The organism is Bordetella bronchiseptica (assembly GCF_900636925.1).
Lineage (GTDB): Bacteria > Pseudomonadota > Gammaproteobacteria > Burkholderiales > Burkholderiaceae_B > Bordetella > Bordetella pertussis.
The window spans coordinates 2,836,753-2,852,497 of the sequence record NZ_LR134326.1 but is presented as its reverse complement, the minus strand read 5'-3'; the positions used below and the strand labels follow the sequence as shown (position 1 = coordinate 2,852,497).

16 protein-coding genes are annotated in these 15,745 nt (G+C 67.8%); 11 read left to right on the top strand and 5 right to left on the bottom strand.

Translation table 11 applies throughout. The features are described 5' to 3' along the window. Positions 1-36 precede the first annotated feature (36 nt). Positions 37-1,161 carry a TRAP transporter substrate-binding protein gene (locus EL288_RS13235; protein WP_003810994.1) on the bottom strand — a complete coding sequence of 375 codons (1,125 nt, stop codon included), beginning with the start codon at positions 1,159-1,161 and terminating at the stop codon, positions 37-39. A gap of 379 nt (positions 1,162-1,540) precedes the next feature. Between EL288_RS13235 and EL288_RS13230 the strand changes: the two genes are divergently transcribed. The 6 genes from EL288_RS13230 (at position 1,541) to EL288_RS13205 (ending at position 7,439) form a co-directional block, all read left to right on the top strand. Further along, the gene (locus tag EL288_RS13230; protein ID WP_033447525.1) at positions 1,541-3,145 is read left to right on the top strand and encodes an ABC-F family ATPase; all 1,605 of its coding nucleotides are present in this window, start codon (positions 1,541-1,543) and stop codon (positions 3,143-3,145) included. Positions 3,146-3,299: 154 nt separating this feature from the next. Beyond that, positions 3,300-4,076 (top strand): ABC transporter ATP-binding protein, encoded by a 777-nt coding sequence (locus EL288_RS13225; RefSeq protein WP_003810999.1) that lies wholly within the window; start codon positions 3,300-3,302, stop codon positions 4,074-4,076. Positions 4,077-4,160: 84 nt separating this feature from the next. Next, entirely contained in the window at positions 4,161-5,159 is a 999-nt protein-coding gene (locus EL288_RS13220; RefSeq protein ID WP_003811001.1) for an ABC transporter substrate-binding protein, read from the top strand. Continuing rightward, positions 5,156-5,929, top strand: a complete 774-nt coding sequence (locus EL288_RS13215; RefSeq protein ID WP_003811003.1) for an ABC transporter permease — start codon at positions 5,156-5,158, stop codon at positions 5,927-5,929. The genes EL288_RS13220 and EL288_RS13215 overlap by 4 nt, the downstream gene beginning before the upstream one ends. Positions 5,930-5,956: 27 nt before the next feature. Continuing rightward, complete coding sequence (locus EL288_RS13210) at positions 5,957-6,814, top strand: type 2 periplasmic-binding domain-containing protein (RefSeq protein WP_010926720.1); 858 nt, start codon at positions 5,957-5,959, stop codon at positions 6,812-6,814. Positions 6,815-6,851: 37 nt separating this feature from the next. Then, on the top strand, positions 6,852-7,439 hold the full coding sequence (locus EL288_RS13205) for an IMPACT family protein (protein WP_003811006.1): 588 nt from the start codon (positions 6,852-6,854) through the stop codon (positions 7,437-7,439). A gap of 18 nt (positions 7,440-7,457) precedes the next feature. Here the strand turns inward: EL288_RS13205 and EL288_RS13200 are convergent, their stop codons facing one another. The 3 genes from EL288_RS13200 to EL288_RS13190 all read right to left on the bottom strand — a co-directional run bounded on the left by EL288_RS13200 (position 7,458) and on the right by EL288_RS13190 (position 10,500). Beyond that, positions 7,458-7,841 carry a thioredoxin family protein gene (locus tag EL288_RS13200; protein WP_010926719.1) on the bottom strand — a complete coding sequence of 128 codons (384 nt, stop codon included), beginning with the start codon at positions 7,839-7,841 and terminating at the stop codon, positions 7,458-7,460. A gap of 135 nt (positions 7,842-7,976) precedes the next feature. Then, entirely contained in the window at positions 7,977-9,002 is a 1,026-nt protein-coding gene (locus EL288_RS13195) for an LLM class flavin-dependent oxidoreductase (RefSeq protein ID WP_003811009.1), read from the bottom strand. 205 nt (positions 9,003-9,207) lie between these two features. Further along, positions 9,208-10,500: an NCS2 family permease gene (locus EL288_RS13190; RefSeq protein WP_003811011.1), complete on the bottom strand. Its 1,293-nt coding sequence runs from the start codon at positions 10,498-10,500 to the stop codon at positions 9,208-9,210. A 134-nt stretch (positions 10,501-10,634) separates the two neighbouring features. On the opposite strand from EL288_RS13190, the gene tsaD reads away from it, so the two are divergent. After that, complete coding sequence (tsaD, locus tag EL288_RS13185; RefSeq protein ID WP_003811013.1) at positions 10,635-11,675, top strand: tRNA (adenosine(37)-N6)-threonylcarbamoyltransferase complex transferase subunit TsaD; 1,041 nt, start codon at positions 10,635-10,637, stop codon at positions 11,673-11,675. Positions 11,676-11,719: 44 nt separating this feature from the next. Here tsaD and plsY read toward each other — a convergent pair whose 3' ends face one another. Then, the gene (plsY, locus tag EL288_RS13180; RefSeq protein ID WP_003811015.1) at positions 11,720-12,367 is read right to left on the bottom strand and encodes a glycerol-3-phosphate 1-O-acyltransferase PlsY; all 648 of its coding nucleotides are present in this window, start codon (positions 12,365-12,367) and stop codon (positions 11,720-11,722) included. A 125-nt stretch (positions 12,368-12,492) separates the two neighbouring features. On the opposite strand from plsY, the gene surE reads away from it, so the two are divergent. From surE to EL288_RS13160, 4 genes are read left to right on the top strand one after another with little or no spacing between them, the layout of a single operon-like run. Next, positions 12,493-13,251 carry a 5'/3'-nucleotidase SurE gene (surE, locus tag EL288_RS13175; protein ID WP_003811017.1) on the top strand — a complete coding sequence of 253 codons (759 nt, stop codon included), beginning with the start codon at positions 12,493-12,495 and terminating at the stop codon, positions 13,249-13,251. Continuing rightward, positions 13,236-14,015 carry a protein-L-isoaspartate(D-aspartate) O-methyltransferase gene (locus EL288_RS13170; RefSeq protein ID WP_010928874.1) on the top strand — a complete coding sequence of 260 codons (780 nt, stop codon included), beginning with the start codon at positions 13,236-13,238 and terminating at the stop codon, positions 14,013-14,015. The genes surE and EL288_RS13170 overlap by 16 nt, the downstream gene beginning before the upstream one ends. Positions 14,016-14,032: 17 nt before the next feature. Continuing rightward, positions 14,033-14,914, top strand: coding sequence for a peptidoglycan DD-metalloendopeptidase family protein (locus tag EL288_RS13165; RefSeq protein ID WP_033451096.1), 882 nt, complete (start codon positions 14,033-14,035; stop codon positions 14,912-14,914). Continuing rightward, positions 14,911-15,690 (top strand): 3'-5' exonuclease, encoded by a 780-nt coding sequence (locus EL288_RS13160; protein ID WP_010926717.1) that lies wholly within the window; start codon positions 14,911-14,913, stop codon positions 15,688-15,690. Before EL288_RS13165 ends, EL288_RS13160 begins: the two co-directional genes overlap by 4 nt. Positions 15,691-15,745 lie beyond the last annotated feature (55 nt).

Genomic DNA, 15,745 nt, shown 5'->3' with positions numbered 1-15,745 from the left:
TGGGACGGCGGGCAGCGCCGGCGCAAGGCGGTCCGGTCAAGCGGGTTGCTTGCGGGCGAAGTAGTGATTGAACGCCATGCGGAAATTGACGTTGGTATCGTTGCTCCAACGACCGGCGCGTTCGGCGAACTGGCGTTGCGAATCCAGCACTTTCTTGAACAACGGATTCTCGGCCGAGCGCTTGGCGATCATCTCGTCCCAGATCTTGAGCTGCTGCTGCAGTATCGCGTCGGGCGTCTTGTAGAACTTGACGTTGTGGTCCTTCTGCAGCTTGATGTAGTCCTTGGAGTAGCGGTCCGCGGCCTTCCACGACATGTCGGCGCTGGCCGCCTGCGCGGCGTACGCCAGGATGTGCTTGAGATGCTTGGGCAGGGCGTCGTACTTGTTCTTGTTGAACAGGATCTCGAACTGTTCCGCGCTCTGGTGGAAGCTCTGCAGCATGCAGATCTTGGAGACGTCCTGGAAACCCAGCGCCAGGTCGGACGAGGCGTTGTTGAATTCGGCGCCGTCGAGCAGGCCGCGGTCCAGGGCGGGCACGATTTCACCGCCGGGCAAGGCGTTGACCGCCGCGCCCATGGCGCTGTACATGTCGATGGCCAGGCCCACGGTGCGGAATTTCGCGCCCTTGACGTCGTCGGCCTTGGTGATGGGTTTCTTGAACCAGCCGAACGGCTGGGTCGGCATGGGGCCGTACATCAGCGAGGTCACGTTCACGCCCATGGCCTTCTGGATTTCAGTCAGCAGTTCCTTGCCGCCGCCATATTCGTGCCAGGCCAGCAGCATGTTGGCGTCCATGCCGAACGAGGGGCCCGAACCCCACAGCGCCACCGCCGTATTCTTGCCATACCAGTACGCCACCACGCCGTGGCCGCCGTCCAGCGTACCGGCCGATACCGCGTCGAGCAGGTCGAAAGCCTTGACCACCGCGCCGGCCGGCAGCACCTCGATCTTGAGCTGGCCTTCGGCCATGTCGTTGACCTTGCGGGCGTAATCCTGGGCGAACTCGTGGAAAATATCGTTGGCGGGCCAGGTGCTCTGGAACCGCAGGCTCACCGGGGAGCCCTGGGCGCGCGTGACGGCGGGAAATCCCAGCACGGCGGTCCCCGCGACCGCTCCGGCACCGGAAATGAATTTGCGACGGGACTGCGTAACGTGTTGCATGGCGTGTTGTCTCCTGAGTGGACTACAAGGACCAGCTTTTTGTTACTGCGGTAAGTCTGCGCGAGGGATCGCGCCGCTGCGCGAGCCGATTGGTATTGAATACTGAAGGGCACTGGCAGCGCCGGACGGGGTATGCAAACATTTGCATACAAAACCGTGTTTCTTTCAGTAGCCTTTCATTATCAATCGGCCCTGGGGGATTAAACCTTGCATGGCGCTGCCTGACAATCAGCCTAACGTCGGGAATAACCCTAGCACCTGCACAGATATCTCCGCGGCGGCAGCGGCGGCGCGTTGGCGAGGCGAGCGGCGCAACTTGGTACACTACCGGGTTTATCTCCATTGCGCCCTTGCGGCGCGTCAGGCTCGCACATACACCGTGATTTCCACTGCCAATCTCACTATCCAGTTCGGCCCCAAGCCGCTTTTCGAAAACGTCAGCGTCAAGTTCGGGGAAGGCAACCGGTATGGTCTGATCGGGGCCAACGGTTCCGGCAAGTCGACCTTCATGAAAATCATCGGCGGCGACCTCGAGCCCTCGGCGGGCAACGTGTCGCTCGAACCCGGCGTGCGGCTGGGCAAGCTGCGCCAGGACCAGTTCGCCTTCGAGGAGGTACGGGTGCTGGACGTGGTCATGATGGGCCACACCGAGATGTGGGCGGCCATGTCCGAGCGCGACGCGATCTACGCCAACCCCGAGGCCACCGAAGACGACTATATGCGCGCGGCCGACCTGGAAGCCAAGTTCGCCGAATACGACGGCTACACGGCCGAAGCGCGCGCCGGCGAACTCCTGCTGGGCCTGGAGATCGCCGTGGACCAGCACAACCTGCTCATGCGCGAAATCGCGCCCGGCTGGAAGCTGCGCGTGCTGCTGGCGCAGGCGCTGTTCTCCAACCCCGACGTGCTGCTGCTGGACGAGCCCACCAACAACCTGGACATCAATACGATCCGCTGGCTGGAGAACGTGCTCAACGGCTACCAGAGCACGATGATCATCATCAGCCACGACCGGCACTTCCTGAACCAGGTCTGCACCCACATGGCCGACGTGGACTATGGCGAGATCCGCGTCTACCCCGGCAACTACGATGACTACATGCTGGCCTCCACCCAGGCCCGCGAGCGCCTGACGGCCAACAACGCCAAGGCCAAGGAGCGCATCGTCGAACTGCAGGACTTCGTGCGCCGGTTCGCGGCCAACAAGTCCAAGTCGCGCCAGGCCACGTCGCGCCTGAAGCAGATCGACCGCATCAAGGCCGATCAGGTCGAGGTCAAGCCCTCGTCGCGCCAGAACCCGTACATCCGCTTCGAGCAGAACAAGGTCATGCACCGCCTGGCGGTCACGATCGAGAAGCTGTCCAAGTCGTACGACCAGCCGGTCATCCGCGATTTCTCGGCCATGGTCGACGCCGGCGAGAAAGTCGCCATCATCGGCGCCAACGGGGTGGGCAAGACCACGCTGCTGCGCATGCTGGCGACCGACCTGGCGCCGGATTCGGGCACCGTCAAGTGGTCCGAGAACGCCGACATCGGCTACATGGCCCAGGACGTGTCCGACCAGTTCCAGCAGGGCGACATCAACCTGTTCGACTGGATGGCCGAGCATCGCCAGCCGGGCGACGACGACCAGTCGATCCGGTCCGCGCTGGGCCGGCTGCTGTTCTCCGGCGACGATCTGCCCAAGGCGCCCAAGGTGCTGTCCGGCGGCGAGAAGAACCGCATGACCTTCGGCCGCCTGATGTTGGGCCGGCACAACGTCATGCTGCTCGACGAGCCCACCAACCACCTGGACATGGAATCCATCGAATCGCTGCAGTTCGCGCTGGAAAAGTACGAAGGCACGCTGATTTTCGTGTCGCACGACCGCGAGTTCGTCTCGGGGCTGGCCACGCGCATCATCGAGATCCTGCCCGACGGCGAGCTGGTCGACTACCGCGGCGGCTACGAGGATTACCTGGCTTCGCGCGGCATCGAGGCGTAAGCGGGGCGCCCGCGCGCGGCCTGGCCGGCCGCCCGCGGCGTGCTTATAACGACAGGTAGTTAAAACATTCTATAAATATAGTTTGTGTTCATATAACCGATTGTTAGATTAGGGCCTGTCCTTTCGTTTGGCGCCGCGGCGCCCGAGCAAGCCCATGAATCTGACTTTCGATCACGTCCACAAGAGCTTCGGCTCGCTCAACGTCGTGGACGGCTTTTCCAGCGAATTCAAGACCGGCGAGCTGGTTGCGCTGGTCGGTCCCTCGGGCTGCGGCAAATCGACCCTGCTGCATCTGGCGGCCGGCCTGGAGCAGGCCTCGCAGGGCCGTGTGCTGGCCGACGGCAAGCCGGTGCAGGGGCCGCACCCCAGCCGCACCCTGGTGTTCCAGGAGCACGCCCTCTATCCGTGGCTGACGCTGCGCGACAACGTGGCGCTGGCGCTGGAATTCCAGAACGCGCCCAAGGCGCAGGCGCGCCAGCAGGCCGTGCACTGGCTCGAGCGCGTCGGCCTGGGCGGTTTCGACGCCTACTATCCCCATCAGGTTTCCGGCGGCATGCGCCAGCGCGCCGCCTTGGCGCGCGCCTTCATCGCCCAGCCGCAGACGCTGCTGATGGACGAGCCTTTCGGCGCGCTGGATGCCCTGACCCGGCTGAGCCTGCAGGACGTGCTGCGCCAGCTGATCGAGCAGGAGAAGCCGTCGGTGGTGCTGGTCACCCACGACGTCGACGAAGCCCTGTTCCTGGCCGACCGCATCGTCGTGTTCAGCCAGCGCCCGGCCCGCGTGCTGCGCGAATTCAACCTGGCCCACCGCGCCAGGAGCCACGACCTGTCCGACCTGGCCAGCGAGAAGCGGGAAATCCTGCGTCTGCTTGGCATCGAAGTCGACAGCCATGGCCACGGCCATGGCCCCAAGGTGGCGCTGGCCGCCTGAGGCAGGCCTCGTTCCGTCATACCGATACCGTGTCGCGGGCCCGCCGGCCCGCGGCCTATTTGCCGATCCCTGGAGACTCGCATCATGAAACTGAAGCAATGGCTGTCCCTGCCGCTGGCCGCGGCGCTGCTGGCCGCCGCCCCGGCGATGGCCGCCGAGAAATTCCGCGTGGGCTATCTGCGCGTGATGGACGATGCGCAGGCCATCGTCGCGCAAGAGGGCGGCTACTACAAGAAGGCCGGGCTGGACTCGGAGCTGATCGAATTCAAGTCGGGCACCGACCTGATCAAGGCCATCGTGGGCGGCCAGCTCGACATCGGCGTGCTGGGTTTCACCAACGCCGTGGCCTGGGCCTCGAAGGGCGCCGACCTGAAGGTGGTGGGCGGCGCGCAGCAGGGCTACCATTCGCTGCTGGTGCGCGACGATTCCGGCATCAAGGATATCGCCGGCCTGAAGGGCAAGACCCTGGCCTCGCAGGCCGAAGGCAGCACCGCCGACGTGGTGCTCAAGGGCGTGGTGCTCAAGGAAGGCAAGCTGGGCGCCGACGACGTCAATGTCATGGGGGTCAGCCCCGCCGTCGCGGTGCAGTCGCTGGTCGGCAAGCGCGTGGACGCCGCGTTCCTGTTCGAGCCGTACGACCGCATCGCCCAGCTGGTGGCGCCGGTCAAGCAGATCTACGAAGTGGGGCAGGCCTGGCCGTTCCCCTGCATGGTGGTGATCACTTCCGGCGATGTGCTGGCCAAGCGCAAGGATGACGTCTGGAAGGCGCTCGACGCGCAGAAGGAAGCCATCGACCTGCTGCAGAACAAGCCGGCCGACGCGTCGCGCCTGATCGCTTCCTATTTCATCGCCGAACCCACTCTCAAGACCCTGACCCGTGGCGAGCTGCCGCGCGAGACGGTGATCTCCGAGGCCATCAGCACGCAGGTGTTCACGCCCAAGCTGACCGACAAGGACACCAACCGCATGCAGGAGATCGCCGATATCCTGCAGGCCCAGGGCTCGCTCAAGACGCGCGACGGCAAGCCGTACGACGTCTCGAGCATCGTCGACCTGTCCTGGCAAGAGGCGCGTAAGCTTTGAGCTCCTCCACCCGTGTAACCGGCGCACGCAAGCACCTCGCCGGGGTGCTGGGCGTGCTGTTCATCCTGGCGCTGTGGCAGGCGGCGGCCTGGGTCCTGCCTGATTTCCTGATGCCGGGCGTGCCCACCGTGGCGCAGCGCCTGGTCGAGGACCTGGGCCAGGCTTCGTTCCACCAGAGCCTGCTGGGCACGCTGGGACGCCTGGGCGCGGGCTACGGCCTGGCGCTGGCCGCCGGTATCGGCTTCGGCCTGGTCGCCGCGGTGCTGTTCTTCTTCCGCGAAGTGCTGCGCAGCGCCATCGTCATCCTGCAGTCGATCCCGTCGATCGCCTGGGTGCCGCTGTTCCTCATCGTGATGGGCTTCGGCAACACGCCCATCATCGTGGTGGTGGCGCTGTCGGCGTTCTTTCCGGCCGCGCTCAGCGTCATGAACGCGACCGAGTCCGTGCAGCGCGTGCACGTCTCGGCCGCCCGCGTGATGGGGGCGACGCGCTGGGGGCTGGTCAAGCGCGTCTACCTGCCGGCGGTCATGCCCGAGCTGATCACCGGCGCGCAACTGGCCTTCGGCAATGCCTGGCGCGCGCTCATCTCGGCCGAGATGCTGATCGGCTTCGGCAAGGGGCTGGGCCGTTCGCTGGCCTACTCGGGCGAGATCGCCGACATGACCGGCGTGATGACCAACATCCTGGTCATTGCCGTGCTGGCCGCGTTGATCGACCAGTTCGTGCTGGAAAACCTCAAGCACCGCCTGTTGCGCTACCAATACGTCTGAACCACGCGCGGGCCTGGCGCCCGCGCCTTGATCGCCATGACCGCGCCGTCTACCTCCCATCTTTCCCGCCTGTGCCTGGCCGCGCTGCTGGCCGTGGCGCTGCCCGCGCTGCCCGGCGCGGCCGCGCAGCCCGGCGCCGCGGCCGACCCGCTGGCGGCGGCACGCGCGCGCGGGGTGCTGGTCGTCGGCGTGCCGTTCCTGGCGGATGCGCCGCTGGCCGGCGCGAAGGTGCGTACGCCCGAACGCCTGGACGGCGTAGCGGCCGAACGGCTGGCCCGGCAACTGGGCCTGCCGCTGCAGTTGCGCCGCCTGGCGGCCGGCGACGCCGCCGCGCAGTTGGCGTCGGGCGCGGTCGACCTGGTGCTGGCCGATCGGCGCGATGGCGCGCCGCTGGCCGCGCAGGCGCCCGGCATGGCGGTGGTGGGAACGGGATATGCGACCGCGCCCAAGGCGGTCATCCGCGGCGATACCGCATTGCGGCGCTGGCAGGACGTGGCCGGGCACAGCGTATGCATGGCCGATGCCGCGCAGGGCGCGCAGGCGCTGGCGCAACGCCATGGCGCGACCGTGCGCACCTATCGCGCGCCGTCCGATGCGTTGGTGGCGGTGCGCGAAGGCGCCTGCGACCTGGCGTTGATCGACGACGCGGTATGGGCGCCGCTGATGAAGTTTCCCGAGTGGAAGAAATTCTCGGCCACGTTGGCGCCGCAGGGGCCGCGCGCCGAACTGGTATGGGTGGCCGCGCCCGCCGACGCGGCCTGGCTGGCCGCGCAGATGCAGGCCTGGCGCCGCGAGGGCGCCTGGACGGCCATGACGGCCAAATGGGCGCGCGACGTGGCCTTCGACGTGTACCTGGACCAGGAAGTGCCCGACTGCCACGGCTAGGGGGTATCCGGCGCGCCGCCACGTACAATGGCGCCGTATGATGCACACGCTTGCCGCCGCCTGCCGCCACCAGGAAGAAATCAAGAAAAGCCGCTTTGCCGCCTATGCCGCGCCCGTGGGCACGATCGCCGAGGCCATGGCGCATTTCGCTGCGCACAGCGACCCGGCGGCCACGCATAATTGCTGGGCCTACCGCATCGGCAACGAATACCGCTTCAATGACGATGGCGAGCCGGGCGGCACGGCCGGGCGGCCCATCCTGCAGGCCATAGACGGGCAGGGGCTGGACCGCGTGGCGGTGCTGGTGGTGCGCTGGTTCGGCGGCATCAAGCTGGGCGCAGGCGGCCTGGTGCGCGCCTATGGCGGCTGCGCCGCCAACTGCCTGCGCGCCGGCGAGCGCTTGCCGGTCATCGCGCTGGCGACGGTGCGCTGCCGCTGCGGCTTCGCCGAGCTGCCGCTGCTGCAGGCGCGGCTGGCGCAGGCGGGCGCCAGCGTGCGCAGCGAAACCTTCGACGCCGACGGCGCGCAACTGGAGCTGGACGTGCCGTGCGCCGCGCTCGAAGAGCTGGCGCGCACGTTCGCCAACATCACCCGCGGGCGCGGCGGCTGGGACGTGCAGGCCTGAGCCAGGCCCGCCGCGGCCTCAGGCCTGTTCGCCTGCGCCGTTTTCGCGCGCCTGCGCGATATCGCGGTGCACCTCGGCCATGTCGACTTCCTTGACCTTGGTCAGCAGCTCGCCGAGCTGGCCGGCCGACAGGGCGCCGGGTTGCGAGAACAGCAGGACCTTCTCGCGAAACACCATCAAGGTCGGGATCGAGCGGATGCCCAGCGCGCCGGCCAGCTCCTGTTCGACGTCGGTATTGACCTTGGCGAAGGTCACGTCGGGGTGTTGCTCGGCCGCCTGCTCGAACACGGGGGCGAAGCCGCGGCACGGGCCACACCAGGGGGCCCAGAAGTCGATGATCAGGGTGCCGTCGGGCGTGATGGCGTCCTGGAAGGTGTCCTTGGTCAGTTCAACGATGCTCATGCGTGTCGTCCTTGCCGCCCGCGTAGGGTGGCGTCTGGGGCCCGTGGGCCCGGTTGGCGCGGCCGGGGCCGCGCAGTGGATGTTCCGTCCGTGGTCGGTGGGCGAAACGCGTGGCGCGATCGCGCGCCGTGCCGGTCAGGCGTTCGCGGTGCGGGTCGATACGCCTGCGTCCTGCTTGAGCGAGGCGACGATCTCGTACGAACGCAGCCGATCGGAAAAGTCGTAAAAATCGGAAACGATCATCACCTCGTCGGCCTGGGTCTGCGCGACCAGGCTCTCCAGTTCGCGCTTGACCGTATCGGGGCCGCCAACGATGGCCGCGCCCAGTCTCTGTTGGACCGCGGAGCGCTCCCACTCGTTCCATATGCCGTCCATGCTTTCCACGGGCGGCTGCAGCGGCAGGCGGTTGCCGCGGATCAGCGACAGGAATTTCAGTTGCTGGGTGGTGGACAGGAAATGCGCCTGCTCGTCGGTGTCGGCCGCCACCACCGGCACGCCTATCATGGCATGGGGGCGCGCCAGCGTCTGCGACGGCTTGAACAGTTGCCGATACAGGCGCATGGCGGCCATGCCTTCGGGCGAGAAGTGGCCCGCGAACGAGAAGGGCAGGCCCAGCTCGGCGGCCAGCCGCGCGCTGAAATCGCTCGAGCCCAGCAGCCAGATGGGCACGTCGGTGCCGGCGCCGGGAATCGCGCGCACCGGCTGGCCCGGCCGCGCCGGCGCGAGGTACGCGCGCAGCTCGTGCAGCAGTTCGGGAAAGTCCAGGCCGCTGCGCGGCCCGCGCCGCAGCGCCTGCTGGGTGGCCCCGTCGCTGCCGGGCGCGCGGCCCAGGCCCAGGTCGATGCGGCCGGGAAACAGGCTCTCCAGGGTGCCGAACTGCTCGGCGATGATGAGCGGCGCGTGGTTGGGCAGCATCACGCCGCCCGAGCCCACCCGCAGCGTGCTGGTATGCGCGGCGACGTGGCCGATCAGTACCGCCGTGGCGCTGCTGGCCACGCCGGTGATGTTGTGGTGTTCGGCCAGCCAGAAGCGGCGATAGCCCCAGCCTTCGACGTGGCGCGCCAGGTCGACGGTGTTGCGAAACGCCTGCGCGGCCGTGCCGCCCTGCACGATGGGGGCAAGGTCGAGGACCGAGAACGGCACGCTGGCCAATACACTCATGCGGGTGCTCCGGTTGTGTCGCGGCGCGGCGCGCCCGACGGGTCAGGAATATATGGAGAGTGTATCGGCGATTTCAACCGCGCACCCGAACAACCTTGGGCGCCATCGGGTCGATAGTCTCGCTGTATCGCGGCGATTGAAGGCCTCGAAAGCAGGCAGGCCGCGCGAGGCGGCCTGCTTGCGGGGCGAGGCGCGCGGCCCGGCCTTATTCGGGGAAGAAGGCGTAGCGGACGATGAACAGGATCGCCACCAGCCAGGTGGCCGGGTGCACCTCGCGGATGCGGCCGGTGCAGGTCTTGAGCACCACGTAGCTGATGAAGCCGAAGGCCAGGCCGTTGGCGATGGAGTACGTGAACGGCATGACCAGGGCGGTCAGCGCGGCCGGCGTGGCCTCGGACACGTCGTTCCAGTCGATGTCGATCAGCTCGCGCATCATCAGCCCGGCGACATACAGCAGCGCGGGCGCGGTGGCGTAGGCGGGCACCGAGCCGGCCAGCGGCGCGATGAACAGCGCGGCCAGGAACAGCAGCGCCACGACCAGCGCCGTCAGGCCGGTGCGTCCGCCCGCCTGTACGCCCGAGGCGCTTTCCACATAGGCGGTGGTGCTGCTGGTGCCCAGCATCGAGCCGGCCACGATGGCGGTGCTGTCGGCAAACAGCGCGCGTCCCAGGCGGTTGGGGCGGTCTTCCGGCACCAGGCCGGCGCGCTTGGCGATGCCCATCAGCGTGCCGGTGGCGTCGAACACCTCGACCAGCACGAACACCAGGATCACGTGCACGAAGCCGGTGTGCAGGGCGCCCAGGATGTCCAGTTGCATGAACGTCGGGGCCAGGCTGGGCGGCGAGGAGAAGATGCCGTTGAACTGGTTGTAGCCCAGCAGCATGGACAGCACGGTCACCGACAGGATGCCGATCAGGATCGCGCCGCGCACGCGCAGCGCATCCAGCGCCGCGATGATGAAAAAGCCCAGGATGGCGAACAGCGGGCCGGGCTCGCGCAGGTCGCCCAGCGTCACCTTGGTGGCGGGGTGCGCGACGACGATGTTGGCGTTGGACAGCGCGATGATGGCCAGGAACAGCCCGATCCCGGCGGCGATGGCGCTGCGCAGCGAGTGCGGGATGCCGCGGATGAGCCAGGCGCGGATGCCCGAGATGGTCAGGAACAGGAAGATGACGCCCGAGATGAACACGGCGCCCAGCGCCTGCTCCCAGGTGTAGCCCATGGTCTTGACCACGGTGAACGCGAAGAACGCGTTCAGGCCCATGCCCGGCGCCATGCCGATCGGCCAGTTGGCCACCAGCGCCATGATCAGCGAACCCAGGGCGGCGGCCAGGCAGGTCGCCACGAACACGGCATTGCGATCCATGCCGGTGCTCGACAGGATGTCGGGGTTCAGGAAGATGATGTACGACATGGTGAGGAATGTCGTCAGCCCAGCCACGATCTCCGTGCGTACGGTCGTGGCGTGGTCACGCAGTTGGAATAGCTTCTCCAGCATGGAAGTCCCCGGGGGTTTGAGAGCGGTTGTTGTGTGCTTGCGCCGGCGCCGCCTGCCGCGCAGGCGATAATGTAAGCGCAAAACCCGTATTTTTGCACCAGGGCCCGCGGACCCTGGTTGTAAACTCTGCGCCCATGATCATTCTCGGCTTTGAAAGCTCGTGCGACGAAACCGGCGTGGCCGCCGTCTGCACCGAGCGCGGCCTGCTTGCGCACGCCCTGCATACCCAGATCGCCATGCACCAGGAATATGGTGGCGTGGTGCCCGAACTCGCCTCGCGCGACCATATCCGGCGCGTGGTGCCCCTGACCCGCCAGGTGCTGGCCGAGGCCGGCCTGACGCTGGCCGACGTGGGCGCGGTGGCCTACACCGCCGGGCCGGGCCTGGCCGGCGCCTTGCTGGTGGGCGCCAGCGTGGCCCAGGCGCTGGCCTGGTCGCGCGCGCTGCCGGCCATCGGCATCCATCACCTGGAAGGACATCTGCTGTCGCCGCTGCTGGCCGAGCCGCGTCCCGAGTTTCCGTTCGTGGCCTTGCTGGTCTCGGGCGGGCATACCCAGCTGATGCGGGTCGACGGCGTGGGCCGCTACGAACTGCTGGGCGAGACGCTGGACGACGCCGCCGGCGAGGCCTTCGACAAATCGGCCAAACTGATGGGCCTGGGCTATCCGGGCGGCCCCGCGCTGGCGCGCCTGGCCGAGCAGGGCGACGCCAGCCGCTACGACCTGCCGCGCCCCATGCTGCACAGCGGCGACCTGGATTTCAGCTTCAGCGGATTGAAGACCGCGGTCCTGACCCGTGTGAAAGCGGCCACGCGCGATGGCGGCGAACTGGGCGAACAGGACCGCGCCGACCTGGCGGCGGCAACGCAGGCCGCCATCGTCGAGGTGCTGGCGGCCAAGGCGATCCGCGCCTTGAAGCAGACGGGCCTGCGCCGCCTGGTGGTGGCCGGCGGGGTGGGCGCCAACGCGCTGCTGCGCGCGCATCTGGCGCGCGCGCTCAAGCCCTTGCGGGCCGAAGCCTATTTTCCGCCGCTGTCGCTGTGCACCGACAATGGCGCCATGATCGCGTTCGCGGCGGCCGAGCGGGTCAAGGCCGGACTGGCCGACCTGCGCGAGGGCGACCACGCCTTCACGGTGCGGCCGCGCTGGGACCTGGCGGATATCCAGGCCGGGTAGGCTGACGGGGGGCCTGTCCCCGCGGGGGCAGGCTCCTGAGTGGGTTACTTCTTCTTCCCGATGCGGCTTTCGGTGCCCTTGAGCAGCCGCGCGATGTTGGCGCGGTGGCGGTAGAACAGCAGGGCGCTGATGACGGCGATGGCCAGGCCGACTTCCAGCCGCGCATGCCAGGCTGCGCCCGAGCCGAATACGTAGTAGACGGGCGCGAAAAATGCGGCGACCAGGGCCGCCAGGGACGAATAGCGCGAGAACACGGCCACGATCAGCCAGGTTGCGATGGTGGCCACGGCCAGCCATGGCTCGATGGCCATCAGTACGCCCAGCGCCGTGGCGACGCCCTTGCCGCCCTTGAAGCGCAGGAACAGGGGGTAGAGGTGGCCGAGGAACACCGCCAGCGCCACCAGCGCGTAGGCGCCCCAGGAGAGTTCGGGGACCAGCGCGCGGGCCAGCCACAGCGCGAACCAGCCCTTGGCCGCGTCGCCCAGCAGGGTCAGCGCGGCGGCGGTCTTGTTGCCGGTGCGCAGCACATTGGTGGCGCCCGGATTGCCGGAGCCGTAACTGCGCGGATCCTGCAGCCCCATCAGCTTGCTGACCACGACGGCAAAGGGGATGGAGCCGATCAGATAGGCCAGGACAATCAGTGCCGAACTGGACAGGAGCGAAGGGGCGGTCAGGACCATGGTGGCAGGCATTCCGTTACGGTTGCGTCGTTTGGCTGCGGATTCTACCTCGGGCGGCGATTCTGACGCGATGATGCCGCTTCATGACGGTACAATCGGTCGCGGTTTGTGGCGATCCCCACGATTCAGGAAGATTGATGCGTATTCTGGTTTCAAACGACGATGGTTACAACGCCCCCGGGCTGGAAGCGCTGGTCGAGGCGCTGTCCGGGCTGGGCGAACTGACCGTGGTCGCGCCGGAGACGAATCACAGCGGCGCCTCGAATTCCCTGACCCTGAACCGGCCGCTGACGGTGCGCACCGCTTCCAACGGCTTCATCTACGTCAACGGCACGCCGTCCGATTGCGTGCACGTCGCCCTGACCGGCCTGATGGATGCGCGCCCCGACCTGGTGGTGTCCGGCATCAACAATGGCGCCAACATGGGCGACGACACGCTTTATTCCGGCACGGTGGCCGCGGCCAGCGAGGGCTACCTGTTCGGCATTCCCTCGATCGCCTTCTCGCTGATCGAAAAAGGCTGGCAGCACATCGAATCGGCCGCGCGCGCCGCCCGCCAGGTGGTCGAGCGCCAGATCGCGCAGCCGCTGGCCGCGCCGGTCCTGCTCAACGTCAATATCCCCAATCGCCGCTACGAAGACATGAAAGGCTACGCCGTCACGCGGTTGGGCAAGCGCCATCCGTCCGAGCCGGTGGTGCGTACCACCACGCCTTATGGCGACACGGTGTACTGGATCGGCCCGGTCGGCCTGGCCGCCGACGCCACGCCGGGGACGGACTTCCACGCCACGGCGCAGGGGCAGGTCTCGGTGACGCCGCTGCGCCTGGACCTGACCCAGCACAGCCAGCTTGACGATGTGCGCAACTGGGCGGAGCCGCTATGCGTAAACGCGTAGACCCGCCGGCCGGCGGCCGCCTCGCGCCCGGCATCACGCCGGCCAACAGCAACACCCGCATTTCGGCCGGCGCCTTGCCGCGCGCGCCTGCGCAGCCCGCGCCGCTGGCCAGCGGCAACCTGGGCCTGAACTCCGACCGGCTGCGCCAGGCGATGGTGCAGCGGCTGCGCACGCAGGGCATCGTCGACGAACGGGTGCTTAACGCCATGGCGGCGGTGCCGCGCCATCTGTTCGTCGATGAAGCGCTGGCCAGCCGTGCCTACGAAGACGCGGCGCTGCCCATCGGGCACTCGCAGACCATTTCGCAGCCGTGGGTGGTGGCCCGCATGATCGCCGCCGTCTGCGAGGACCGTGCCCCGGCCCGGGTGCTCGAGGTTGGCGCCGGCTGCGGCTACCAGGCGGCGGTACTGGCCCAGATCGTGCGCGAGGTGCATGCCATCGAGCGCATCCGCGGCCTGTACGAGCTGGCGCGCGGCCATCTGCGGGCGCTGCGCCTGGCCACCCGGGTGCGCCTGATCCATGGCGACGGCATGCTGGGCGTGCCCGGCGTGGCGCCGTTCGATGCTATTGTTGTGGCTGCGGCGGGCCTGGCCATTCCGCAGGCCTTGCTGGATCAGCTTGCGCCGGGCGGGCGGCTGATCGCGCCCGAAGGGTCCACCCACCAGCGGCTGGTGCTGATCGAACGCACCGGGGCCACCGCCTGGAGCCGAAAAGAACTCGAAGCTGTACGTTTTGTGCCCCTCAGGGCCGGAATACAATCTTGAGCAAACAGGAGAATCGTATGCTCAACGGGCAGTTGCAACTGACCGAATCCCAATCCGTGGCTGGCGCATCCGCCGCCGCTTCCCGACCCGTTCTCTGGGCGGGCGTGTTGGCCATCGCCTTGCTGGCCGGCTGCGCCTCGAAGGGCCCGCGCGCGCCCGTGGTCGACCTCACCGGACAGCCCGGCGCCTCCGGCCCGACCGACGGCAGCTATGTCGTCAAGCCTGGCGATACGCTCTACAAGATCGCGCGCGCCAACAATGTCGATATCGAAAACCTCAAGCGCTGGAACAACCTCACCGATCCCAACCAGATCAGTGTCGGCCAGGTGCTGCGCCTGTCGAGCTCGGGCGCCGGCGGCGCGCAGACCACGCCGGTGACCTCCTCCAAGCCGCAACCCAAGCCGCTGGACCAGGGAAGCGCCGAAACGCCGGCCGGCGGCATGGAAGCCGGCGCCGGCGGCGAAACCGGCGGGGCCACCACCCCGCCCGCGGCAACGGTGCCCGATCCCAAGCCCGCGCGCGCGGCCGATGCCGCCGTCATCAACTGGGGCTGGCCGGCCAATGGCGCCATCCTGCAGACCTTCAACAGCAACACCAAGGGCATCGACCTGGCCGGCTCGCTGGGCGATCCGGTGATCGCGGCGGCCGATGGCAAGGTGATGTACAGCGGCAATGGCGTGCGCGGCCTGGGCAACCTGATCATCATCAATCACCAGAACGGCTTCATCACGGCCTATGCGCACAACCGCGCGCTGCTGGTCAAGACCGGCCAGAACGTCAAGCGCGGGGCCAAGATCGCCGAGATCGGCGAGACCGACACCACGTCGCCGCGCCTGCATTTCGAGATCCGCCGCCAGGGCACGCCGGTCGACCCGATGCAGTATCTGCCGCCGCGATGACGCCCACGCTCGTTTTCGACCTGGAGACCATCCCCGACGTGGCCGGCCTGCGCCGGCTCAACGACTGGGGCGGCGAGGTGTCCGACCTGGAAGTGGTCGAGCGCGCTTTCGCCGCGCGCCGCGAAGCGGTGGGGCACGACTTCCTGCCCCTGCACCTGCACCAGGTCGCGGTGGTCGGATGCGTGTTTCGCGACGACCAGGGTTTCCGCGTCAAGACGCTGGGCCAGCCCGACGATCCCGAGGCGGCGCTGCTGTCGGGTTTTTTCAAGACCATCGAGCGCTACACGCCGCGGCTGGTCAGCTGGAACGGGTCCGGTTTCGACCTGCCGGTGCTGCACTACCGCAGCCTGATCCACGGCGTGCCGGCGCCGCGCTATTGGGATACGGGCGACGAAGACCGCGATTTCAAGTTCAACAACTACATCAGCCGCTACCACAACCGCCACATCGACCTGATGGACTTGCTGGCCAAGTACAACGGCCGCGCCAATGCGCCGCTGGACGAACTGGCCAAGCTGTGCGGCTTTCCAGGCAAGCTGGGCATGGACGGCAGCAAGGTCTGGGAAGCCTGGAACCAGGGCAAGGCCGACGAGGTGCGCGCGTACTGCGAGACCGACGTGGTCAATACCTGGCTGGTGTACTGCCGCTTCCGCTTCCTGCGCGGCGAACTCGACCGCGTCGCCTACGACGCCGAGATCGCCCTGGTGCGCGACACGCTGGCGGCCAGCGACGCGCCGCACTGGCAGGAATACCTGGCGGCCTGGGACGCGGCATAAGGCGCGTCGGCAATCGACTGAAACAGATGGGCCGGGTGCGAAACCCGGCTGAAAC

Excerpts from the sequence above, each read along its gene's own strand:
- EL288_RS13235 (WP_003810994.1), bottom strand. The coding sequence starts at position 1,161 with ATGCAACACGTTACGCAGTCCCGTCGCAAATTCATTTCCGGTGCCGGA.
- EL288_RS13225 (WP_003810999.1), top strand. The coding sequence starts at position 3,300 with ATGAATCTGACTTTCGATCACGTCCACAAGAGCTTCGGCTCGCTCAAC.
- EL288_RS13220 (WP_003811001.1), top strand. The coding sequence starts at position 4,161 with ATGAAACTGAAGCAATGGCTGTCCCTGCCGCTGGCCGCGGCGCTGCTG.
- EL288_RS13205 (WP_003811006.1), top strand. The coding sequence starts at position 6,852 with ATGATGCACACGCTTGCCGCCGCCTGCCGCCACCAGGAAGAAATCAAG.
- EL288_RS13200 (WP_010926719.1), bottom strand. The coding sequence starts at position 7,841 with ATGAGCATCGTTGAACTGACCAAGGACACCTTCCAGGACGCCATCACG.
- EL288_RS13195 (WP_003811009.1), bottom strand. The coding sequence starts at position 9,002 with ATGAGTGTATTGGCCAGCGTGCCGTTCTCGGTCCTCGACCTTGCCCCC.
- EL288_RS13190 (WP_003811011.1), bottom strand. The coding sequence starts at position 10,500 with ATGCTGGAGAAGCTATTCCAACTGCGTGACCACGCCACGACCGTACGC.
- tsaD (WP_003811013.1), top strand. The coding sequence starts at position 10,635 with ATGATCATTCTCGGCTTTGAAAGCTCGTGCGACGAAACCGGCGTGGCC.
- plsY (WP_003811015.1), bottom strand. The coding sequence starts at position 12,367 with ATGCCTGCCACCATGGTCCTGACCGCCCCTTCGCTCCTGTCCAGTTCG.
- surE (WP_003811017.1), top strand. The coding sequence starts at position 12,493 with ATGCGTATTCTGGTTTCAAACGACGATGGTTACAACGCCCCCGGGCTG.
- EL288_RS13170 (WP_010928874.1), top strand. The coding sequence starts at position 13,236 with ATGCGTAAACGCGTAGACCCGCCGGCCGGCGGCCGCCTCGCGCCCGGC.
- EL288_RS13165 (WP_033451096.1), top strand. The coding sequence starts at position 14,033 with ATGCTCAACGGGCAGTTGCAACTGACCGAATCCCAATCCGTGGCTGGC.
- EL288_RS13160 (WP_010926717.1), top strand. The coding sequence starts at position 14,911 with ATGACGCCCACGCTCGTTTTCGACCTGGAGACCATCCCCGACGTGGCC.